Consider the following 21,092-nt stretch of genomic DNA (forward strand, 5'->3'; position numbering starts at 1 on the left):
GCGCATTCGTTCCACTTTTGGGAACTTCTTTTTGCTCTTTCAGCAGGAGTGTGGTCTGCTCCCTAGGAACGTGCAGGATTCTGGCGAGTGTTCTACCGGTTGCAGCGCGCGGACGAGAAAGATATTCCCAAAAGTGGAACGAACATCCCTCTCAGCCTGTGCGCTCTGCAAAACATCTTTGTTGGGGGAGCATTTGTGGCGTGCATGCGCCGTGCTAGGCGGGTATGCTAGTGCAAGCTGTGAAGTGACGCCGGATGGCCGGCAGAGATGAAGGTGATGATATGGCAGAGCGAAACGATCGACGTGGCGAACGTCGGGGCAACCCGCGGCGCGAGGCGCGCGCGAAGGCGGCGGAGCAGCACACCGCCGAGGTGGCGCAGCGCCTTGCCAAGGATATCGAGCGCTCGGTGGCAGGCGTGACGCGCTATGATGGCGCGCCCAAGGTGGAAGTAGCCGATCCCTGCGTGCCGGAGGTCTCGGTCGTGGCTTCGAGTGCGACCGATGCCGTTTTGGAAAACGGCCGCGGCTATGCGCAGTTCTGTGACCTCGCCGTGCTCGATTTCGCTTCGTTTGTGAGCCCGGGAGGTGGCTACATCAAGGGTAGCTGGGCTCAGGAGCAGGCGCTCTGCGCGGACTCATATCTGTATAACGTTCTCATCGAGCAGCGCGATTGGTATGGCGAGAACCGTCGCCGCAACATTAACTGCGAGCTGTATCGCGAGCGTGCCCTCGTGGTGCCGGCGGTGCGTTTCGAGCGCGACAAGATGCACGCCTATGCAGACGTTATCGTGGCGGCTGCCCCCAACGCCCAGCGCGCACGGGCGGACTACCATGTGAAGGGCGAGACGCTCGTTGCCGCCATGCGTGACCGCATCCGGTTCGTGCTGGATATCGTGGATGCGCTGGGGCGCGAGAAGGTTGTGCTCGGCGCATACGGGTGCGGCGCCTTCGGTTGGGACGCCGAGACGGTGGCCGGGCTTTTCCGCGAGGAGCTCGCAACGGGCATCCATGGGGTGAAGCAGGTGGTCTTTGCCGTTCCCCGCACGCGCTACGATGAGCATTTTGCCATGTTCGAGCATGCGTTCAGCACCTTCCCCGAGGCGCCCGCAACGACGTATGCCGAGGCTGCCGCCGCAGCGGCGCGCGCCCAAGAGGCCGCGGCAGCTGCTGTCGTCGAAGACGACGAGGACGAGGACGATTGGCGCAAGTACCTGTAGAGCGAACTGGGCTAGACGCCTGTCCGTAGTCGGCGGGCGCCTGCCGTTCGTTTCGGGATTGACGCGCGCCCATGCCGTCTGCCCGGCGGGCGCCTTCCCTCACGTTCGGCAGGCATCTGCCCGCCCTCGGTAGGCGCTCTCGCTTAGAATCTGCGAAACCGATGGGGCTAACCGCTTGCCCCATGCATAACAGAGCCGGCGGGCCCGCCTTCCTTGGCAGGGCCCGCCGGCGTATCTTGTGCGCCTTCTCTGCGAGGTCGCTATCCAGCCGGGCTATAGCCGGCTCGTGCATCAGCGTTCGATGCGCTTGATCGAGACGCCCTCGACGATGAGGGTCGCTCCCGCCACGATGAGGTATGCTGCGAGCAGGTAGCTCAAGACCACGCTCGTGAAGAGCGGGGTGAGGGCAAGCACGACGCCGAGGATGATGTTCACGATGCCCATCACGGTGCCTGCCGATGATCCCTCAAGCTGGTAGTAGCGCATGCTCTGAGCGAAGGACAGGCGCTCGATGCCGGTCATGATGAGCAGGAACGCGAGCAAGAAGCCGAGCGTGCTTGCGGTGAAGGACGCCGGCAGCGCGAAGAGGAGCACGCCGAGAAGCGCATTCAGGATGCCCGCGGCAAGCGTTGCCCCATTACGGAAGAAGGCAGGCGTTTGGATGTAGCTCGCAATGTTCGAGCCGCCGCGAACGATGAGCACGCCTGCGATGAGGCCCTGGATGAGGGCGTACATGCCGAGCGGCGCCACCGCGCTCGCGATGCCCGTGAGTACGAGCACGGCGCCGAGGGCGATCATCCAAGCCTTCGCGCTTCGAATCTTCTGGTTCCAGGTGTCGATGTATTCATTCACATAGTCGTGATCGGGGTCAAACCACTGCATTGTTCCTCCTACAAAAGAAGGCCTCCCAATCGTGAGTCGACTGGGAGGCACGTTGTTATCACTCTTCTACCCTGCGGGGAGTAGGCTAAGCGCAGACGGCATAATCAGGCAGTTTTGGCTCGAGCTCCGCTATTTCTCCACGTTTGACGAATAGCGTACAGCTGTCAGCTCGAATCCGTTCCAGGCCCGGCTGCATGCAAGGTTCATCCGTTCATGAAGGCTGAGCGCTCAGCGCTTGCGCGAGCCCACGGCATAGGTGTAGCGGTCCGTGGCGATGTATTGCAGGTTTACGTAGACCACGGAGCTTGAGAGGTCGAGTACGGTCTCGGTGACCTTGAGGAGCGGTATGCCGGTTTCGGTGCCTAGGAGCGTGGCGAGTTCGTCGCTCGCCTCCTCGATGCCGAATTGGTCCTCGAAACCTCCCACCTCCGTTCCGCAGTGCTCGGCGATGGTGGAGAAGAGCGAGCGGTCCTCGAGCGGCGTTTCTAGAAGGAAACGGTACGCGAGGGGGAAGTAATCAAACTCCACGATGCAGGGGACCCCGTCAACGAGCCGCAGGCGACGAATTTCGATGAGCTGGTCGTCGTCGGTGTTCAGCATCTGCTTGATCTGCGGGCTTGCGGCGCGCGTCTCGCAGCAGATGATGCGCGTGGAGGGCGCGCACCCGGTCTTGATGCAGGTTTCGGTGAAGCTGCCCGAGGTCAGCGTGCTTTCGACGTGAACCGTCGGGCGGACGAAGGCACCGCGCCCTTGGCGCTTGACAAGGTAGCCCTTCTCAACGAGGCGGCTGAGCGCGATGCGCACGGTAACGCGGCTCACACCGTACAGCGCGGAGAGCTCGTGCTCGGAGGGAATCTTCTCTCCCGGCGCATAGGTGCCGTGCTGGATGCGGTCGAGCAGGTCTGCCTCAACGCGTTCCTGGAGCGTGAGGGCGCAGGAATCCTTGGGGCACACGGTTCCTCCTTATCGGGTCGTTGGGCAAGGCAGGCTCATTGCTTCAATGGTATATCGCGAGCGGGGATGCGCATAGCGGCTTGCGGGGCGCATGTGCCGCCATGCAGGGGTTATCCAGCGACAAAGGGGGTTAAACATGCCGTTGACCTGTGATTTCACAACGCTCACGGAAGTATCTCGTTAAGCTTATATTAACTTGTTGTATTAGTTGCACTAAATCTTTATATTTCAAGAACACGCCTGTTGGCGTGCGATGGCCGAAGGGCGTGGGGCGCCGTGAGCGGCGGAGCGGAGGGCGCGCCCATGCCGGACGAGGAGGTGGTTCAGGTGATGGACGCCAAAGGCTTCCTTTCGGTGTTCAAAGAGCGAAAGCCCGTTATGGCGATGCTGCACCTTAAGGGAGAGACCCCGGATGAAGTCCTCGAGCGTGCGAAGCGCGAGCTCGACCTTTATATCGAGGGAGGGGTCGATGCGGTAATCGTGGAGGACTACTTCGGAACATACGGCGACATGCGCCGCGCGCTCGAGTACATCCGCGAGGCGAAGAGCGAAATCGTCTACGGCGTGAACTGCCTCAACATCGATGCCATGGGCTTTGAGCTCGCTCAGGAGTTCGGTGCGGCGTTCGTCCAGCTCGACTCGGTGGTAGGCCACGTGAAGCCGCGCGACGAGGAGGCGCTCGAGGCGTTTCTCGACCTTTACCGCGGGCGCTACGACGGTTGCGTGCTCGGTGGGGTGCGCTTCAAGTACCAACCGGTGCTTTCGGACCGCACGCTCGAAGAGGACCTCGCGATCGCGCGGGGGCGGTGCGACGCCGTAGCGGTGACGCAGGATGCAACAGGGCAGGAGACCTCGATCGATAAGATCCGCTCCTTCCGTGCGGGCTTAGGCGACTTCCCGCTCATCGTGGCCGCGGGCGTTACCCCCGAGAACGCGCGCGAGAGCTTGAAGATCGCGGACGGCGCGGTTGTGGGCAGCTATTTCAAGGACACCTATCACGATGACGGCGAGGTATCGCTCGATCACGTGCGCGCGATCATGGACGCGGTGCGCGCCGTGAGGGAGGAGACGGCATGATCAAGATGACGCGCGTCGACCACCGGTTGCTCCACGGCCAGGTGGCATTTACCTGGATCAGGCAGGTGGGTGCCGACTGCATCCTCATTGCCAACGACGCGGTGGCCAAGGACGAGCTGCGCATGTCGGTGCTTCGCATGGCAAAGCCCCAGGGTGTGAAGCTCGTCATGAAGAGCGTGGACGATTCCATCAAGGCGCTTACGAGCGGCGTGACCGATAAGTACAACCTGTTCATCATCACCGAGAGCATCGAGGATGCCTGGCGCCTCTGCAAGGCCGTGCCGGCAATTCGCGAGCTCAATATCGGTGGCGTGAAGGTGGAGGACGGCAAGCGGCAGATCTCCGAGGCGGTGTTCGTCTCCGATGAGGAATGTGCGCGCATCCGCGAGCTCGACGCTGCCGGCGTGCACGTGTTCGTCCAGATGACGCCGAGCGAGCGCTCGGATGAGGCTATGAAGCTCATCGGATAGGGAGGAGAAATCCATGGACAACCTGATGATGCAAACCGTATTCATTTTCTTCGTGTCCGCCTTCGGCTACTGCAACAGCTGCTTCAACAGCGCGCTGTTCAACCGCCCGCTCGTGCTCGGCGCGCTCACCGGCCTTGCGCTCGGCGATGTGGCGACCGGCTGCCAGGTGGGCGCCACGCTCGAGCTCGTGTACCTGGGCGCCCAGGCCATCGGTGCGAGCAACCCGCCTGACATGACCTCCGGTTCCGTGATCGGCACCGCGTACGTGATCGCTGCGGGCACCGACGTTGCCGAGGCCGTGGCTATCGCCGTGCCGGTGTCGCTGCTCATGTCCATGTGGTCGAACTTCCTTATGGCGGTCGTCGGCCCCATCATGGCGGCGAAGGCGGACCAGTACGCGCTCGCTTGCAACCGTCGGGGCATCGACCTTATGCATTGGGGCTTCGTGCTCATCCAGGTCATCTCTGCTGCCGCCTTCTGCGCAGCCGGGTTCTATGTGGGCACCCAGGCCATCCAGGGCATCGTCGATTCCATCCCGGCCTTCATCACCGACGGGCTCAACTACGCCATGGGCATCATCCCGGCCATCGGCTTTGCGATGCTCGTGCGCATGATCATCTCCAAGAAGCTCGCGTGCTTCCTGTTCATGGGCTTCTTGCTCGTGGCGTACGGCGGGATGAACGTCGTGGGCGTTACCGCTGTCGCAGCGGTGATCGCCGCCGTGCTCGTGTTCAACACCGGTCTCTTTGCGCCCACGCAGGTCGCATCCGATGTAGACGACAACGAGTTCTAATCCCGCCTACTTGAGAAGACCGCGAAGGAGGTTTTCGCTATGTCCGAAATCAAGATTGCGCCCGAGCGTAAGCTGACCGACCGCGACCTGCGCCGGGTGTTCTGGCGTTCCTGCATGCTCGACAGCTCATGGAACTATGAGCGGCAGCAGAACATCGGCTATTCGTTCGGTATCGTGCCGGTTATCGAGAAGGTTTACGAGCCCGGGAGCGAGAAGCAGAAGCGCGCTTACGCCCGCTCGCTCGATTTCATGGCCATCACGCCGCAGCTCTCCACCCTCCTTATGGGGATTGATGCCGCCATGGAGGAGGAGAACGCTGCGAACGACGAGTTCGATGATTCTGCCATCACCGCTGTCAAGACCTCGCTCATGGGCCCGCTCGCCGGCATCGGCGACTCGCTCATCGCCGGTACGCTCCGCGTGATCGGCACCGGCATCGCCATCGGATTCGCCCAGCAGGGCAGCCCGCTCGGCGCCATCCTGCTGCTGCTCATCTTCAACATCCCCGGCCTGCTCATCCGCTGGTTCGGCCTGAAGTTCGGCTACCAGTACGGATCGACGTTCATCACGGATGCCGCGAAGGGTGGCCTCATGGAGAAGGTCACGTTTGCGGTGAGCGTGGTGGGCCTTGCTGCCATCGGTGGCATGGTTGCGAGCTATGTGTCGCTCGACCTGTCGATGATCACCGTTGGTAGCGGCGACTTCGCGCAGCCGATTTCCGACTACTTCGACATGATCATGCCGTGCCTGCCCCAGCTCATCGTCTTCGGCTTCATGTACTGGATCATGGGCAAGAAGTTCAAGACCACGTGGGTGCTCGTGGGAACGATCGTTGTGTGCATCGCGGCCTGCTGGATTGGGTCAATGATGGCGTAAAGCTGCATCGGGTTTTTGCTCCCGGCGGAAGGCCCCGAGGGTTCCTGCGCGTGTGGTCCTCGCTGTTCGGCGGAGCCGAACAGCTGCGGGAAACACGCTTCGGAACCCCTCGGGGCCTTCCTGCGTTCAAACCCATGGCGGGGGTGGGGTAAGTTGGCGCGGGAAACACGCTCCGGAATCCCTTGCCTATTTGTTTAGGGCGACGTGCTCGGCAGGACGGTTGCCGGGATGCGGAGTAGTAGTATTGAGGGGCTGCGGATGCACAGGCGATGGGGGGCACGATGGCGCGCATCTATATCAATCGGCTGAGCGCCCGGGAACGGGAGCAGCTTGTTGGGCGGAGGTTTTCGATCGATGAGCTCGAGATGCTGCACGCATCGCTTCTTCGGGGCCAGCGTGCGCGCATGAAGCGACTGCGTGTGCTCATGGTCGTACTGCCCTTGGGGTGCTTGGCGCTCGGTTCGATGACCGCGAGCCTGGCGGGATGGACGGCGGCGGTGCTTGTCGCGACAGCTGCGATCCTCGTGATGGTGACTCTGTTGCTGCTGCTCACATGGTACTTGGCGGTTGGGCTCTACGCACGCCAGTTCAACGATGCTGTGGACGAAGGATATCCCGAGCTATTGGGGCGCCTCCACCTTTGATGACCGCCGATGCAGAGAAAAGCAGCCGACCCCGCTCGCTCAAGTGGGGTCGGCCACGTGTACCGTAACGCGAGTGTTGCAAAGATCAGTATGCCCACATGTGGTCGACCGGCCCCGATCCGTGGCCCAGGTCGAGCCCCGCGGCGAGCGCCCCGGTGAGATACGTCTTCGCCTGGTCGATGGCTTCGGGGAGCGTCCGCCCCTGCGCAAGCCCGCAGGCTATGGCCGAGGAAAGCGTGCATCCGGTGCCATGGGTGTTCTCGGTGACCACGCGCTCGTGGCGGAACCAAGTGACCTCAGGCGCGTCGCCTGTGCCCGGGGATGGCTCTGCCAGCACATCGTTTGCATCGTTGACGTTGTGGCCACCTTTGACGAGGACGGCGCACCCGAACCGCTCGACCAGGGCCTGCGCTACGAGTGCTTGGTCTCGGCTGCTCTCGATGCTCATGCCGGAGAGAGCCTCGGCCTCCATGACGTTCGGCGTGATGACTGTCGCGAGGGGCAATAGCCGTTCGGTGAGCGCCTCGACGGCGTCTTCGCTTATGAGGCGAGCGCCCGACGTGGCAACCATGACGGGGTCGACCACGATGTTGACGGCGTTCCAGTATTTCAAACGTTCGGCGATGGTTTCGATGATGGCGGCGGAAGAGACCATGCCGATCTTGACCGCTGCAGGGGGGATGTCTTCGAAGACGGCGTCGATCTGCTGCGCCACGAATTCCGGCGTGGCCTCCTGCACGGCACGCACGCCGGTCGTGTTCTGGGCGGTGAGCGCGGTGATGGCAGTTTCCGCGAAGAGGCGGTGGGCTGCGATGGTCTTGATATCCGCCTGGATGCCCGCGCCGCCACTCGAATCAGAGCCAGCGATGGAAAGGACGGCGGGGATGGTTTTCGTCTGCATGGAGCCTCGCTTTCATTTGCGGCCGCGACATGCGGCTGGTCTTATTGTTCCCCATGGCGCGCGTCGAGCCCATCATGTATGCGAACCTTTTGCCCACGAACCAAAAAAGCACCGAGAGGGTTATTTCAGACCCTCTCGGTGCGAGGCGCGTGCCGCTTTTCGGGTGAGACGGCGTTTTGCCTAAAGGACCCGGTCGATTTCGGCGGCAAGCGCACGGGTCGCTGCCGGGATATCGTCGGCTGCGAAGATGGCGGAGACCACGGCGGCGCCATCGACGCCGGTATCGGCGAGCACATCGAGTGTTCCCGCGTGCAGGCCACCGATGCCCACGACGGGGATGCTCACGGTGCTGCAGATCCGCGCGAGCTCGTCCTTGGTGACATCGACCGCGTCCGGCTTGGTGGGCGTGGGGATGAGCGCCCCGACGCCGAGGTAGTCCGCACCGGCTTCCTCGGCGGCACGGGCCTCCTCGACTGTCTGGGCAGAGACGCCGACGATGGCATCCGGTCCCAAGATGCGGCGCGCCTCGGCGCAGGCGGTGTCGCTTTGGCCCACGTGCACGCCGTCTGCGCCCGCGAGCTTCGCGGCCTCGACATCGTCGTCGATGAGGAAGGGAACTCGGTGGGCGCGGCAGATGGGAATGATGGTCTGGGCAAGCCCAACGATTTCCTCGGTAGAGGCGTGCTTCTCGCGCAGTTGCACGAAGGTCGCGCCGTTTTCAACCACCTGCTCTACACACTCGGCGAGCGTGCGCTCGCCGAGCCAGGCGCTGTCGGTTACGGCGTAGAGGTGCATGCCGCGGCGGATATCTTCCGGCGACCATGGCCCGCGCGAACAGGGGGCCTTTGTGGAGCATTCGGGGCTATGAGTCAAAACAGACCCGTCCCATATTGACTCAGCCATGTTAGAGCTCCTCGACCTGGGCACCGTTCATGAGCTGGTCGGCCGTCATGTTATAGGCAGCGTCGATGAGGTAGGTGCGGAAGCTCGCGTTGCCGTCGAGCTCGCCCATGCGCCCCTCCGCGACTTCGCCTGCAAGGCCCCAACCGGCAATGGCGGCAGCGGTCGCCTCGAGCGCGTGCTCGGGGTTGGCCACCACGTAGGCGGCGATGATCGTGTCCAGCATGCAGCCCGTGCCCGTGATCTTGCCCATGATGGGGCGGCCGTTTCGCACGGCGAGGGCACGGTCGGCGGTGGCAACGAGGTCGATTGCCCCCGTCACGGCGACCACGCAGCCGAGCTTGGCGGCAAGCTCGCACACGATGGCGGCGACCTCGGCGAGGTTCTCGTCGGTCACGGCGTCGTCGGGGTTGGCGTCCACGCCGCGGGTTGCGGCTGCGGCGCCGGTAAGGGCCTTGATCTCGCTCATGTTGCCGCGAACGACGGTGACGGGCAGCTCGTCGATGAGCGCGGCGGCCGTCTCGGTGCGCATGGCGGAGGCGCCGGCGCCAACCGGATCGAGCACGATGGTATGGCCGAGCTCCCCGGCGACCTTGCCCGCCTTGTGCATGGTGGCAACGGTCCGGGCGTTCAGCGTGCCGATGTTGAGCACGAGGCCGCCGCAGATCTGCGTGATGGCGGGGGCGTCGTTCTCGTCGTCCGCCATGATGGGGGAGCCACCGCAGGCGAGCAGCGCGTTGGCGCAGTCGTTGACGGTGACGTAGTTGGTGATGCAGTGCACGAGCGGCGTCGTTGCGCGGACGTTCTCAAGTGCAGTGCCAAGCATGTTCTTATCCATGGTGAAGTCCTTTCTTACTTACTTACTTACTTACTGAAGCATCGTCGTCGACAAGGTGTTAGTGCGACGCTCGATCTCAGTGCCGACAACGCCTTGCGGAGGCCTAGGCCTATACCTCCGCGCGCAGTTTCACAGGGAGTTCGGCTCTGCCGAACTCCCGAGAATGTTTGAGCACGGAGGTATAGGCCCAGGCCCTTTGCTTTGTTATTCCGTGCCGAGGTCGATCGTCGTGCCCTCAAACACCTTGTTGACCGTGCGGACCGCGCACATCTTGCCGCACATGGTGCAGGTCCCCTCGGTCGAGGCGGGCGATGCCTCGTAGCGGGCGCGGGCCGTATCGGCGTCGAGCGCGTAGTTCCACATCTCATTCCAATCAAGGCGGCGTCGTGCATCACCCATGCGATCGTCCACGTCGCGCGCGTGCGGCACGCCCTTCGCGACGTCGGCGGCATGCGCGGCGATCTTCGTAGCGATGAGCCCCTCGCGCACATCGTCGGCGTCGGGCAGGCACAGGTGCTCCGCCGGCGTCACGTAGCAGAGGAAGTCCGCCCCGGCGCTTGCGCTGATCGCTCCGCCGATGGCCGCTGTGATGTGGTCGTAGCCCACGCCGATGTCCGTCACGAGCGGCCCCAGCACATAGTAGGGGGCGCCGTGGCACAGGCGCTTCTGCAACGCCACGTTCGCCGCGATCTCGTTGATGGCCATGTGGCCCGGGCCTTCGATCATCACCTGCACGCCGGCGTCCCATGCGCGCTTCGTGAGCTTGCCGAGCTCGATCATCTCGGCTGTCTCTGCCGCATCGTTGGAATCGAAGAGGCATCCCGGTCGGCAGGAGTCGCCCAGCGAAATGGTCACGTCGTATTCGTGACAGATTTCCAGGACCTCGTCATAGTACTCATAGAAGGGATTCTCGTTACCGGTGACCTCCATCCAGCCGAACAGGAGCGACCCGCCGCGGCTCACGATGTTCATGAGGCGGCCGGTTTCTTTGAAGGTCTTGATGACCGAGCGATTGATGCCGCAGTGGATGGTGAGGAAGTCCACGCCGTCTTCCGCGTGCGCGCGAACGGTGGCCAGCAGGTCGTCTTTGGTGAGCTTGACGAGCGGCTTCTCCATGTAGCCGATAGCGTCGTACATGGGCACGGTGCCCACCATGAGCGGCGTCTTTTGCACGAGTTCCTGGCGGAAAAAGCGCGTCTTTCCGGAGTTGGAGAGGTCCATGATGGCGTCGGCGCCCAGGCGCTCGGCGCAAGCGACCTTCTCCCATTCCACGGCAGCGTCTGCGACATCTCCCGAGATGCCAAGGTTCACGTTGACCTTCGTGGAGAGGCCCTCGCCCACGCCCGCGGGCTTGAGGCCCGCCGCGAGGTGCCGCACGTTGGCTGGAATGGCGATGCGGCCAGCGGCCACGCCTGCGCGGATGAATTCTGGATCGCGGTGTTCCGCCTCAGCCACGGCGCGCATGGCGTCGGTGATGACGCCTGCACGGGCGAAATCCATTTGCGTGACGAGCTTGTGGGCGGCTTCGCCTCCCGTGCCCGATGCAGTTGTTGCAGTTTGCGGTGCGTCCATACGCATGCTCCCTTCGTTGGCATTACCCATGTCAGGTTCCACGAGTCGGGGCGGGCGCGCCCCCTCTCAGCCTGCCGCTGCGCTGGCGTCCGTCGCGCGTTATCGCGTTCGGCCTCGCCTTCGCTCCTGCAAGCTCCCCGTTATGTTTTGCCGCGCGGCATGCACGCCGCCACGGCCCGAAGCTCATTATACGCTGGCGCGGGCAGCGCGGGCTGATCGGGTTTGGCCGATCGGACGTGGTGGGAGTCAATCGGGCTCCTATCTTGGAAGTCGGCAATCGTGCTTCCTCCGCGCGTGCCTGCGATTTGATCGCTTCCGACGATGGAGAGAGCGCTTGTGGGGCGCATGCCGTGTAGGGCGGGGAAGGGGAGATACGTTTGAGAAGCGCTTAGTGATAGGCTCATATTGTTTCTTGGTGCAGGGAGAAAAGCGCTGTATCGGTTTTGGAGCAACGGCATGCTTGCCGGTAATTAAACGTTGCGAGGAAGCGGCCTTGTCAAAATGTAATACCTCCCCTGTCTGCGAGAATCTATCCAAATTTGCGCTAAGTCGGTCTTTATTCCTGCAGTTCGGGTGTCGGATTTGTCAACCACGCTGGTAGACCGCCCGCGGCGAGCGCTCTACCAGCCTGTTGGGCGGTCGGCACCCGCGTTTCGCAGGAAAAAAGACCGACTTAGCGCATTTTTGGTTTCATTTGCTCGGATAGGGGGTTGTATAAAAAAGTCGCGACTGCATCTCATGCGGACGCGGCCTCCGCCGCAGCTATGGCTTCCAAGCGGCTTGCTGATCCGGCAGGTTATAAAACTATTGAGATGCTGCCAAAGATGCAGATCTTCCAGCTTTGGAGCGGTGGCTTCCTGCTTTCTGGGTGGTAATCAAGCGACGAGGCGTGCGTAATAGCTGCTGAAGCCGTTTTGAACCTGTGTCGTTCTGGCTGGGGCCGCACTGTCGGTTGCGTACGCGCCGTCCTCCTCTCAGGCCGCCATTAGGTCGGCTGTCGTTTCGGGTACAATGAACTCGACGCGGCCCACGTCCCGGCTCTTGGGTTCACTTGGCCGGGGCGCGGGTCCTCCGCTTACCTCGGGCTAATCGTCACGGTCACGCGGTAGGCGCGGCCATCGACCACGACGAGGAGGCGAACGGCCCATTCGCAGGCAAGCCGTAGCCGCGTTCGTGTGGCGAATCTGGTCCTTACATAATGCTGATGCGAAGCAAGCGGGGAGCTGTCACAATGATGCGTCGATGGAAGGGGCGCTGAGGCCATGTTGGCATGGCGGCGCTAGCTGAGACGCAGGGAGTGTGCATATATGTCTAAGGCTGCAGAGCTGTATCCGCAGGATGGAAGCATTGCCGGCGCGGCGCCGGGCGGCGTGGCCGAGGTTCGGGAGCGCATTGCGCGCCGTATCGAGGCCATCGAGGAGCAGGCTCCCTTCGCGGTCGAGGTTCCCGCTGCGGTGGGGCCGGCAGAGCGCGAGACCTATGGCTGGATCGATTTCGGCCACTTGCCCAACACCCGCGACCTGGGCGGGCTCGCTGCCGCCGAGGGCTCACGCGTGAAGCCGGGCTTGCTGCTCCGCTCTGGTGCGCTCGGGTTTGGCAGCGACGCGGACCTCAGGCGGCTGCGCGATGAGTACCACCTCATGCTCGTGGTGGACCTTCGCAACGACGAGGAGCTCATCGAGATTCCCGATCCCATGGATGCTTTCCCTGGCGCGCGTTACGTGCATGCCGACATTCTCGCGCGCAGCGCGACAGGTATCACGCAGGAGAAGGCCACGCGCGAGAAAATCGCCCGCGAGCGTCGTGAGTTCGAGCGCTCGATGCGCGATGACTCCGATGACAACATGGAAATCATGTACCGCTACCTGCTTATGAGTGCCTCGGGCATGCTCGGCTACCGCTCGCTCATGCGGAGCATCATCGAGCTCCCGGAGGGCGCCGCGCTCTGGCACTGCTCGGTGGGCCGCGACCGCTGCGGTCTCGCTTCTGCGCTCGTTGAGACCGTGCTCGGGGTGAGCTGGGAAGATATCGAGGCGGATTATCTGGCAACGAACATCTTCGCCACAAATGAGCAAACGTTCAGCTACCCGGCGGTTATTCGCGCCCTGTGCGCCGCCCGCGACGCGGCGAGCGAGCGCTACGGCAGCCTTATGGGGTATATCCACGAAGCGCTTGAGGTAACGCCTGCTGAGGTTGAGCAGCTGCGCGAGCGGTATCTGTCGTAGCGCGGCCGCAGCGCAGTGACGGGCGTTGCGCTGTTCGGCTCGGGCCTTTTCATGCGGACTTTTGGGTGTTATCAGCCACGCTTCACCATGCGATAGTTTGTTAGCTCGATGCCGCGGCGCGTTACCGTTTGCCGGGCAACGGCGCGGTAGCCGTGGCGTTCAAAGAAGGGCTTTGCCGTAATGGACGCCTCGACGTCGAGCGGGCGCGGCGCATCGCGCTCGAGCTCGCGCAAGAGGGCGCTGCCGACTCCCTGGCCAAGGCAAGAAGCATGCACATACAGACGGTCGATGTGGCCCTGCGCGATGTCGCCGAACCCGACCAGCTTGCCCGCGCTGTCAACTGCAACGTAGGCTCGATGCGCCGCAAGGGAGGTTTTCTAGGCTTGGATGTCGGGGTCGGCGGGCGCCCAGGCATCGAGCTGGCCTGCAGAATATGCATCGGCGTTGACCGTGTGAACGGTCTCCCAGAAGAGCTCGAGAACGGCGGGAAGGTCCTCTTGCCGAAAAGGTTGAATGGCGAACGGAGTATTCATGCACGGAGCTCCTCGCGCAAAAACACCAGCGTTTGCTCGCGAGCGCCTGTTTTGAGCTGTCGCTCGTCGCAAAGCTCCGGCGCGTAGCGGTAGCCTATGTTGAACCGCGTGAGGTCTTCGGCCCGTTCGATGTGCCGTTCCGCCATCCATCGGACCATGGACCCACGGGCAATCTTGCTTGCGGTGGCGCGCTGCACGGGCTTTCCGTCTCGAAGGTCTTCGCCAAAGACGCAGGTAGCGATCTGTGTGGTTGGCGCCGTGTAGGGAAGAACCGCCTTGGCGTACTCGACGCTTGCGAGGTTCACGATGAGGGCGGGTTCAGTTTCCGTGGCGTCCCCGTGCGTCGCCGCGCCCTCGATTGCGTCTGCGATGCGGCCGCCCCAGAACGCGTAAAGGTCGCGCGCGCCGTCGATCGAAAGCTTGGCGCCCATTTCGAGCCGGTAGGGCTGGACGGCATCGAAGGGCCGCGCGCATCCATAAAAGCCCGAGAGAATCCAGAGGTGGTCTTGAATCCACGAGAGCGCATCGAGGTCGAGCACCTCGGGCGCGAGGCTCTGGTACTGAATGCCGACGTAGGAAAACGCCGCCGCCGAAACCGCGCGGGCAACATCCGGCTCAGCGAGCTGCCCTTCGTCGAGAACGGGCGTGAGGCCGTGCAGCCGCTTGATGTTCTGGTTGAGGAGCTTGTCGTTTACGCGCCAGAGCTTCTTGAGGCCGTCGGCACCTTGTTCGCGCTCGATGCGAAGGAGTTCCTGGCGCAGGCGCTCCGTCGCGGTGGGGAAGGGAGGGATGCCCTGCGGCGCGAACGCGTCTTGAGCAACGCGCATCTGCTTAGCGGGGGAGATGATGGCCTGGAGCATGGCGTCCTTTCAGAGCGTGTCGCGGTAGGCGCGACAGGGGGGGCGAGGTGGGGCAGGGGGGCAAGGGGGGCGACGGCACGATTGTCTCACGCTCAGCGGGAGATGCGCGGCAGTATGAGACAGTTTAACCCGGCACAACTGTCTCACATGAGACAGTTTAACCCGGCACGATTGTCTCATGCGCTGATGGGTCACCGCTCGCGGGACGACGCCAGACCGCTCGCGGAGCCCTTCCGTGGAACTGTTCCATATTTCGACCGCTCGCCGAATCGTGAGCGGTAGACGGCGCAGCGTACTCCATGAACGGTCATTTTGGAAACGTTTCATTTCTGCGAAAGCGCTGGCGAGCGATAATAATGCCAACAGAAATTGGAAACGTTTCCAATTTCAATTCAAACGTGAGGAGGAAACTATCATGATGAATCGTCGTCAGTTCATCACGGCTGGGCTCGGTGCCACGGCAGGTGTCGCGGCGATCGCGGCGACGGGCTGCTCGGGCGGTGGCGACACCGGCAGCACGGCGGGCAGCGGCGGCGCGAGCGCGGCGGGCGAGGTCTACTACCTCAACTTCAAGCCCGAGCAGGATGCTCAGTGGCAGGAGCTCGCTGAGCTGTACACCGAGGAGACCGGTGTTCCCGTAACGGTGAAGACCGCCGCTTCCGGCCAGTATGAGACCACGCTGAAGTCCGAGATGGCCAAGTCCGAGGCCCCGACCCTCTTCCAGGTAAACGGCCCGGTTGGCCTGGCTTCGTGGACGGATTACTGCCTCGACCTCGACGACGCCGACGTCATGAAGACCCTCACCGACGATTCCTATGCCCTCAAGGGCGAGGACGGCAAGACCAAGGGTGTGGCCTACGTCATCGAGTCCTATGGCCTCATCTACAACAAGAGCCTGCTCGACCAGGCCGGTTACTCCGAGGCGGACATCACCAACTTCGATTCCCTGAAGAAGGTCGTCGAGGACATCACCGCCCGCAAGGACGAGCTCGGCTTTAGCGCCTTCACCTCTGCCGGTATGGATTCCAGCTCCGACTGGCGCTTCAAGACCCACCTGGCCAACCTCCCGATCTACTACGAGTACAAGGAGAAGGGCATCGACAACACCGATGCCATCGAAGGCCTCTATCTCGATAACTATCGCCAGATCTGGGACCTCTACATCAACAACGCAACCTGCGAGCCGGGCGTGCTCTCCACGAAGACCGCCGACGACGCCACCGCCGAGTTCGTGACCGGTCAGGCCGTGTTCTATCAGAACGGCACCTGGGAGTACGCGAACATCTCCGAGGTCGGCGACGACAACCTCGGCCTGCTCCCGATTTACATCGGTGTCGAGGGTGAAGAGGACCAGGGCATCTGCACGGGCTCCGAGAACTACTGGTGCGTGAACAAGAACGCCTCCGAGGACAACATCCAGGCGACGCTCGACTTCATCAACTGGTGCGTGACGTCCGATACCGGCACCAAGGCCATGTGCGGCGCCGACGGCGCCATGCCCTCCGGTGAGGCCGGCATGGGCTTCGTGATCCCGTTCGAGGGCAACCAGCCTTCCGAGAACGTGCTCAACCAGATCGCCGACGAGGTCAACTCCGAAAAGACCCCGGTTTCCTGGAACTTCTCGACCATGCCGAGCGAGGAGTGGAAGAACGGCGTGGGCTCCGCTCTCACCACCTATGCTGCGGACCAGACCGATGGCAACTGGGACGGCGTCGTGACCGCATTCGTCGATGGCTGGGCCACCGAGGCGGCCGCTGCGGCAGAGTAGCCCGGTACATGCTGTAACGGGAGCCGGGCATCCGGCTTCCTGCCTGCATCGTAACGTCACGGCGGGCGGGGCAGGTTCCCGCCCGCCGTCGCTGTCTCTAGGGTAAGGAGGTCAGCATATGGAAAAAGCAATCAAGAAGTATTGGCCTGTCTTTTTGGTGCCTACGCTCGTCTCGTTTCTCATCGGCTTCATCGTGCCGTTTATCTTGGGCGTGTGGCTGTCGTTCTGCGATTTCACCACGGTGACGGATGCGCAGTTCACCGGTATCGAGAACTACCTTCGTGCGTTCCAGGACACCATCTTCCAGCATGCGTTCTGGTACACGGCCCTCTTCGCCATCGTGTCGCTTCTCGTGATCAATGTCATCGCATTCGCGCTGGCGCTCGCCCTCACGCAGAAGATGCGCGGGACGAACCTCTTCCGCACGGTGTTCTTCATGCCCAACCTCATCGGCGGCATCGTGCTGGGCTATATCTGGCAGCTCATCTTCAACGGTATCCTGGCGCAGTACAGCCAAGCCATCAACCTCAATGAATGGTACGGCTTCGCGGGGCTCGTGATCTTGGTCTCGTGGCAGCAGATCGGTTACATGATGATCGTCTACATCGCCGGCTTGCAGTCGATTCCCACCGACGTGCTCGAGGCCGCCGAGGTCGACGGCGCCGGTCCGTGGGAGCGTCTGAAGAGCGTCATCATCCCCATGATGATGCCCTCGATCACCATCTGCACGTTCCTCTCGATCACCAACGGCTTCAAGCTCTTCGACCAGAACCTGTCGCTTACGGCGGGCGAGCCCTCGAAGCTCTCCGAGCTCTTGGCGCTTAACATCTACAACACCTTCTACGGCCGTACCGGCTGGGAGGGCGTGGGCCAGGCGAAGGCCGTCATCTTCTGCCTCGTGGTCGTGGCCATCGGCCTCATCCAGCTGCGCGTGACGCGCTCCAAGGAGGTGCAGCAGTAAATGAAACGCAAGCATATCTTGAGTTGGGTGGGCACGGCGTTCTTCTGCGTGCTGTGCTTCATCTGGGTGCTGCCCATCATCATCGTGCTCATGGACTCGTTCAAGAGCCGCACCTTCATTAGCTTGCAGCCCTTCGAGCTGCCCACCGAGCAGACCTTCGTGGGTCTCGAGAACTACATCCAGGCCATCGATCGCTATGGCTTCCTCGATGCGGTGTGGTGGACGGTCTTCATCACCATCGGCTCGGTCTTTGTCATCCTGCTGTGCTGCTCCATGTGCGCGTGGTTCATCACCCGTGTGAGCAACCGGTTCAACCGGGCCGTCTATTTGCTGTGCGTGCTCTCGATGGTCGTGCCCTTCCAGATGGTCATGTTCACCCTCTCGCTCGTGGCCGACCGCCTGAACCTCGACACCCCTTGGGGAATCATCATCATCTATCTTGGCTTTGGAGCGGGCCTTGCGGTCTTCATGTTCTGCGGCTTCGTGAAATCGATTCCCATCGAGATCGAGGAGGCCGCGCTCATCGACGGCTGCTCGCCGCTGCGCACCTTCTTCTCGGTGGTGCTTCCCATCATGAAGCCCACCTATATCTCGGTGGGCATCCTGCAAACCATGTGGATCTGGAACGACTTCCTCCTGCCGTACCTCGTGCTCGACACGAACGATTACAAGACGATCTCCATCGTGATCCAGTTCATGAAGGGATCGTACGGCCGCGTGGACATGGGCGCCATCATGGCGGCCCTCATCATGGCGGTCATCCCCGTGGTGGTGTTCTATCTGCTCTGCCAGAAGCACATCATCAAGGGCGTCGCCGCAGGCGCGGTCAAGGGCTAGGTCATCATGGACATCCGGGACATCGCACGGCTTTCTGGATACAGCTTGGGAACGGTTTCGCGCGTGCTGAACGGGCACCCGAACGTGAGCGACAAGGCGCGGATGCGCGTACTCAAGGTGGTCGAGGAGGTTGGGTACGAGCCCAATTCGAACGCCCGCTTCCTAAAGATGCAGGGGCGCACGGCCATCGCCGTCTTCGTGAAGGGCGCGCGGAACCTGCTGTTCGCCGACATCCTCGAGCGCATCCAGGCGCTGCTCTCGGAGGCGGACGAGCAGGCGGACGTGATCTATCTCGACGAGGATGAGAACGAGGTGCTCTACGCGATCCACTACCAGCAGGTGCGCCATCCCAAGGGCATGCTCTTCTTGGGTGGTGACCCGGCGTTCTTCAAGACGTCGTTTAGCCGGGTGAGCGTGCCGGGCGTGCTCGTGACCAACACTGCAGCCGGGCTGGCGTTCAAGAACCTTTCGAGCGTTTCGACGAACGACGTAGAGGCCGCACGCGAGGTCGTGGAGTACCTGTTTTCCCGCGGCCATAGGCGCATCGGCATCGTAGGCGGCAATCGCGCGCTCAGCCAGGTGAGCGGTCGGCGCTTGCACGGTGCGGAGGAGGCGCTGCGGGCGCACGGCATCGAGCTCGATTATGAGCGCGATTACGAGCCCTGCCACTTCTCGATGGAGGAGGGCTACGACGCGATGGTGAGGCTCATCATGCGTTCCCCGGACCTCACGGCCGTCTTCGCGCTCGGCGACGCGATCGCGCTCGGCGCGATGCGGGCGGTTTTCGATATGGGGCTGTCCATCCCCGGAGATTTGTCGCTCGTGGGGTTCGACGGGGTGAACTCATCGCAGTTCTCGATCCCGCGCCTCACGACGATTCGCCAAGACACCCGCCTCATCGCGACGCGGAGCGTGGAAACGCTTCTGGCTTGTTTGGGCGGCGAGACCAAGCCCGTGCGCGAGATGGTCCCGTTCCAGCTGCTCAAACGCGAGAGCGTGCGGGCCCTTTCGCCAGAAGATCGTGTCGGTTCCGCACCCGCCGCAGATGGTGGCGACGATGCGTCCAATGCCGTTGCGGCGACGGTCGGCGTTTCCGCCGGCCGCGCTCCCGAGACGGCAAAAGCGGGACGGACCCGTGCGCGGGCGTCCCGGGTTCAGGTTAGTGAAAGGAGGGGAGTGATATGAGGCGTTCCGGCATCTTGATGTCCATGACCGCCCTACCCTCGCCGTGGGGCGTCGGTACGCTCGGCGCCGAGGCGCGCGCGTTCGTGGACTTCCTCTCCGCTGCGGGCCAATCGGTCTGGCAACTGCTGCCAATCGGACCGACGAGCTACGGCGATTCCCCTTATCAGTCCTTCTCTTCGTTTGCAGGCAATCCCTATCTCATCGATCTTGATGATCTGGCAGAGGAGGGCTTGCTCGAGCCGGGCGAGTACGAGGGGCGCTTCTGGGGCGATGACCCTGCGCGCGTTGATTACGGGGCGCTCTACGAGGGCCGCTTCGACGTGCTTCGCCGCGCGGTGGAGCGCCTTGAGAGCGAGCGCGCCGACGAGCTTCGGACATTTTGCGAGCGCGAGGGCGCATGGCTCGACGATTATGCGCTCTTCATGGCAATCAAGGGCGACCATGGCGGCGCCGCGCTCTCGACGTGGGAGCCGGGACTGCGCATGCGCGTTCCCGAGGACCTTGCCGCCGCCCGCAGCAAGCTCGCTTGCGAAGTGCGTTTCTGGAAGGGCGTGCAGTGCCTCTTCTTCAGACAGTGGACGCGCCTCCACTCCTATGCTCGCGAACACGGAATCGAGCTCATGGGCGACCTTCCCATCTATGTGGCCGAGGACAGCGCGGACCTCTGGGCGCATCCCGAGCAGTTCCAGCTGGATGAGGACCTTCGTCCTCGCGAGGTCGCGGGGTGCCCTCCCGATGGCTTTTCCGATACGGGCCAGCTTTGGGGCAATCCGCTCTTCGCGTGGGAGCGCATGGCGGAAGACGGTTACGCATGGTGGATCGAGCGCATTTCCTACCAGCTCGATCTCTACGACATCTTGCGCATCGACCATTTCCGCGGCTTCGATTCCTACTATGCCATCCCGGCGGGAGCGTCGACCGCGGCGGGCGGGCGCTGGAAGCCCGGCCCGGGCAAGGCATTCTTCTCGGCGCTCGAGGCGAAGCTCGGCCCGTGTCCCATCGTGGCCGAGGACCTTGGCTTCTTGACGCCCTCGGTGTACCGCCTGCTTTCCGACACCGGCTATCCAGGCATGAAGGTGCTGCAGTTCGCCTTCGATAGCAGGGATGGCGGCGGAAGCTTGTACCAGCCGCACAACTACACGCCTCATTGCGTCGCATATGTGGGCACGCACGACAACGATACCGCGCTCGGCTGGCTGCATACCGCAGATGCAGGCGACGTTGCGCTCGCCCGCGAGTACCTGCACCTCGACGCAGTTGAAGGCGAGGGCTGGGGCATGATGCGCGCCATCTGGTCGAGCGTCGCGGACCTTTCGATCGTGACCATGCAGGACGTGCTGGGCTTGGGAAGCGATGCCCGCATCAACACGCCCTCGACGCTCGGCGGAAACTGGTGCTGGCGTGCGCTGCCGGGCTATGCGACCGAGCAGGTCGCGCGCCGTCTCCATCGAGCGATGGAACTCTATGGCCGCTTGCCGAAGGCGGAGGTTGCGGCACGGGACGCCGCGCTGAACGCCGAGGCCGCAGCGGAGGCATGGGCCGCGCAAAGCGATGCCCGTGTGCAGTCATCCGAGGAAACTACCCGATAAGGAGGGGCAT

General features: G+C 62.9%; 20 protein-coding genes and 1 pseudogene. 12 read left to right on the forward strand and 9 right to left on the reverse strand.

Features of this window, described 5'->3' with window-relative positions; all coding sequences use genetic code 11:
- The first annotated feature begins 281 nt into the window (after positions 1-281).
- Positions 282-1,217, forward strand: coding sequence for a TIGR02452 family protein (locus HGEM_RS03320; RefSeq protein WP_019127989.1), 936 nt, complete (start codon positions 282-284; stop codon positions 1,215-1,217).
- Between the two features lie 291 nt (positions 1,218-1,508).
- On the opposite strand, the gene HGEM_RS03325 is transcribed toward HGEM_RS03320, so the two are convergent.
- Complete coding sequence (locus HGEM_RS03325) at positions 1,509-2,099, reverse strand: HdeD family acid-resistance protein (protein ID WP_019127990.1); 591 nt, start codon at positions 2,097-2,099, stop codon at positions 1,509-1,511.
- Between the two features lie 228 nt (positions 2,100-2,327).
- Positions 2,328-3,053, reverse strand: coding sequence for a GntR family transcriptional regulator (locus tag HGEM_RS03330; RefSeq protein WP_019127991.1), 726 nt, complete (start codon positions 3,051-3,053; stop codon positions 2,328-2,330).
- A 303-nt stretch (positions 3,054-3,356) separates the two neighbouring features.
- On the opposite strand from HGEM_RS03330, the gene HGEM_RS03335 reads away from it, so the two are divergent.
- The 5 genes from HGEM_RS03335 (at position 3,357) to HGEM_RS03355 (ending at position 6,913) form a co-directional block, all read left to right on the forward strand.
- Entirely contained in the window at positions 3,357-4,130 is a 774-nt protein-coding gene (locus tag HGEM_RS03335) for a BtpA/SgcQ family protein (RefSeq protein WP_019127992.1), read from the forward strand.
- A complete protein-coding gene (locus HGEM_RS03340) occupies positions 4,127-4,600 on the forward strand; it encodes a PTS sugar transporter subunit IIB (protein ID WP_019127993.1) in 474 nt (157 codons plus the stop codon). The genes HGEM_RS03335 and HGEM_RS03340 overlap by 4 nt, the downstream gene beginning before the upstream one ends.
- A 13-nt stretch (positions 4,601-4,613) precedes the next feature.
- The gene (locus HGEM_RS03345; protein ID WP_019127994.1) at positions 4,614-5,393 is read left to right on the forward strand and encodes a PTS mannose/fructose/sorbose/N-acetylgalactosamine transporter subunit IIC; all 780 of its coding nucleotides are present in this window, start codon (positions 4,614-4,616) and stop codon (positions 5,391-5,393) included.
- Between the two features lie 39 nt (positions 5,394-5,432).
- On the forward strand, positions 5,433-6,269 hold the full coding sequence (locus HGEM_RS03350; RefSeq protein WP_019127995.1) for a PTS system mannose/fructose/sorbose family transporter subunit IID: 837 nt from the start codon (positions 5,433-5,435) through the stop codon (positions 6,267-6,269).
- A gap of 281 nt (positions 6,270-6,550) precedes the next feature.
- Positions 6,551-6,913 (forward strand): hypothetical protein, encoded by a 363-nt coding sequence (locus tag HGEM_RS03355; protein WP_022349853.1) that lies wholly within the window; start codon positions 6,551-6,553, stop codon positions 6,911-6,913.
- Between the two features lie 85 nt (positions 6,914-6,998).
- On the opposite strand, the gene thiD is transcribed toward HGEM_RS03355, so the two are convergent.
- From thiD to thiC, 4 genes are all read right to left on the reverse strand, one after another.
- Entirely contained in the window at positions 6,999-7,814 is an 816-nt protein-coding gene (gene thiD / locus HGEM_RS03360; protein WP_019127997.1) for a bifunctional hydroxymethylpyrimidine kinase/phosphomethylpyrimidine kinase, read from the reverse strand.
- Between the two features lie 180 nt (positions 7,815-7,994).
- Positions 7,995-8,717 (reverse strand): thiamine phosphate synthase, encoded by a 723-nt coding sequence (thiE, locus tag HGEM_RS03365; protein WP_154646798.1) that lies wholly within the window; start codon positions 8,715-8,717, stop codon positions 7,995-7,997.
- A gap of 1 nt (position 8,718) precedes the next feature.
- Entirely contained in the window at positions 8,719-9,552 is an 834-nt protein-coding gene (gene thiM / locus HGEM_RS03370) for a hydroxyethylthiazole kinase (protein WP_019127999.1), read from the reverse strand.
- 204 nt (positions 9,553-9,756) lie between these two features.
- Complete coding sequence (thiC, locus tag HGEM_RS03375; RefSeq protein WP_035100625.1) at positions 9,757-11,124, reverse strand: phosphomethylpyrimidine synthase ThiC; 1,368 nt, start codon at positions 11,122-11,124, stop codon at positions 9,757-9,759.
- Between the two features lie 1,307 nt (positions 11,125-12,431).
- Between thiC and HGEM_RS03380 the strand changes: the two genes are divergently transcribed.
- Complete coding sequence (locus tag HGEM_RS03380; protein ID WP_019128001.1) at positions 12,432-13,349, forward strand: tyrosine-protein phosphatase; 918 nt, start codon at positions 12,432-12,434, stop codon at positions 13,347-13,349.
- Between the two features lie 71 nt (positions 13,350-13,420).
- Here the strand turns inward: HGEM_RS03380 and HGEM_RS10435 are convergent.
- The 3 genes and pseudogenes from HGEM_RS10435 to HGEM_RS03390 form a co-directional block, all read right to left on the reverse strand.
- Positions 13,421-13,696 (reverse strand): annotated as a pseudogene (locus HGEM_RS10435) (GNAT family N-acetyltransferase); the annotation flags it as partial.
- Between the two features lie 30 nt (positions 13,697-13,726).
- Positions 13,727-13,882, reverse strand: a complete 156-nt coding sequence (locus tag HGEM_RS10440) for a hypothetical protein (protein ID WP_019128003.1) — start codon at positions 13,880-13,882, stop codon at positions 13,727-13,729.
- On the reverse strand, positions 13,879-14,742 hold the full coding sequence (locus tag HGEM_RS03390) for a YaaA family protein (RefSeq protein WP_019128004.1): 864 nt from the start codon (positions 14,740-14,742) through the stop codon (positions 13,879-13,881). The genes HGEM_RS10440 and HGEM_RS03390 overlap by 4 nt, the downstream gene beginning before the upstream one ends.
- 415 nt (positions 14,743-15,157) lie before the next feature.
- Here HGEM_RS03390 and HGEM_RS03395 point away from each other — a divergent pair, with 415 nt between their 5' ends.
- From HGEM_RS03395 to malQ, 5 genes are all read left to right on the forward strand, one after another.
- The gene (locus HGEM_RS03395; protein ID WP_019128005.1) at positions 15,158-16,510 is read left to right on the forward strand and encodes an ABC transporter substrate-binding protein; all 1,353 of its coding nucleotides are present in this window, start codon (positions 15,158-15,160) and stop codon (positions 16,508-16,510) included.
- 118 nt (positions 16,511-16,628) lie between these two features.
- Positions 16,629-17,471: a carbohydrate ABC transporter permease gene (locus HGEM_RS03400; protein ID WP_019128006.1), complete on the forward strand. Its 843-nt coding sequence runs from the start codon at positions 16,629-16,631 to the stop codon at positions 17,469-17,471.
- Positions 17,472-18,308 carry a carbohydrate ABC transporter permease gene (locus HGEM_RS03405; RefSeq protein WP_019128007.1) on the forward strand — a complete coding sequence of 279 codons (837 nt, stop codon included), beginning with the start codon at positions 17,472-17,474 and terminating at the stop codon, positions 18,306-18,308.
- A 6-nt stretch (positions 18,309-18,314) separates the two neighbouring features.
- Positions 18,315-19,493, forward strand: coding sequence for a LacI family DNA-binding transcriptional regulator (locus HGEM_RS03410; RefSeq protein ID WP_019128008.1), 1,179 nt, complete (start codon positions 18,315-18,317; stop codon positions 19,491-19,493).
- Positions 19,490-21,082: a 4-alpha-glucanotransferase gene (gene malQ, locus HGEM_RS03415; RefSeq protein ID WP_019128009.1), complete on the forward strand. Its 1,593-nt coding sequence runs from the start codon at positions 19,490-19,492 to the stop codon at positions 21,080-21,082. Before HGEM_RS03410 ends, malQ begins: the two co-directional genes overlap by 4 nt.
- The last annotated feature ends 10 nt before the right edge of the window (positions 21,083-21,092 follow it).

The sequence above is a fragment of the Enorma massiliensis phI genome (genome assembly GCF_000311845.1).
Taxonomy (GTDB): Bacteria; Actinomycetota; Coriobacteriia; order Coriobacteriales; family Coriobacteriaceae; genus Enorma; species Enorma massiliensis.

Coding starts and splice junctions, on each gene's coding strand:
- HGEM_RS03320 (WP_019127989.1), top strand. CDS start 282: ATGGCAGAGCGAAACGATCGACGTGGCGAACGTCGGGGCAACCCGCGG.
- HGEM_RS03325 (WP_019127990.1), bottom strand. CDS start 2,099: ATGCAGTGGTTTGACCCCGATCACGACTATGTGAATGAATACATCGAC.
- HGEM_RS03335 (WP_019127992.1), top strand. CDS start 3,357: ATGCCGGACGAGGAGGTGGTTCAGGTGATGGACGCCAAAGGCTTCCTT.
- HGEM_RS03340 (WP_019127993.1), top strand. CDS start 4,127: ATGATCAAGATGACGCGCGTCGACCACCGGTTGCTCCACGGCCAGGTG.
- HGEM_RS03345 (WP_019127994.1), top strand. CDS start 4,614: ATGGACAACCTGATGATGCAAACCGTATTCATTTTCTTCGTGTCCGCC.
- HGEM_RS03350 (WP_019127995.1), top strand. CDS start 5,433: ATGTCCGAAATCAAGATTGCGCCCGAGCGTAAGCTGACCGACCGCGAC.
- HGEM_RS03355 (WP_022349853.1), top strand. CDS start 6,551: ATGGCGCGCATCTATATCAATCGGCTGAGCGCCCGGGAACGGGAGCAG.
- thiD (WP_019127997.1), bottom strand. CDS start 7,814: ATGCAGACGAAAACCATCCCCGCCGTCCTTTCCATCGCTGGCTCTGAT.
- thiE (WP_154646798.1), bottom strand. CDS start 8,717: ATGGCTGAGTCAATATGGGACGGGTCTGTTTTGACTCATAGCCCCGAA.
- thiM (WP_019127999.1), bottom strand. CDS start 9,552: ATGGATAAGAACATGCTTGGCACTGCACTTGAGAACGTCCGCGCAACG.
- thiC (WP_035100625.1), bottom strand. CDS start 11,124: ATGGACGCACCGCAAACTGCAACAACTGCATCGGGCACGGGAGGCGAA.
- HGEM_RS03380 (WP_019128001.1), top strand. CDS start 12,432: ATGTCTAAGGCTGCAGAGCTGTATCCGCAGGATGGAAGCATTGCCGGC.
- HGEM_RS10440 (WP_019128003.1), bottom strand. CDS start 13,882: ATGAATACTCCGTTCGCCATTCAACCTTTTCGGCAAGAGGACCTTCCC.
- HGEM_RS03390 (WP_019128004.1), bottom strand. CDS start 14,742: ATGCTCCAGGCCATCATCTCCCCCGCTAAGCAGATGCGCGTTGCTCAA.
- HGEM_RS03395 (WP_019128005.1), top strand. CDS start 15,158: ATGATGAATCGTCGTCAGTTCATCACGGCTGGGCTCGGTGCCACGGCA.
- HGEM_RS03400 (WP_019128006.1), top strand. CDS start 16,629: ATGGAAAAAGCAATCAAGAAGTATTGGCCTGTCTTTTTGGTGCCTACG.
- HGEM_RS03405 (WP_019128007.1), top strand. CDS start 17,472: ATGAAACGCAAGCATATCTTGAGTTGGGTGGGCACGGCGTTCTTCTGC.
- HGEM_RS03410 (WP_019128008.1), top strand. CDS start 18,315: ATGGACATCCGGGACATCGCACGGCTTTCTGGATACAGCTTGGGAACG.
- malQ (WP_019128009.1), top strand. CDS start 19,490: ATGAGGCGTTCCGGCATCTTGATGTCCATGACCGCCCTACCCTCGCCG.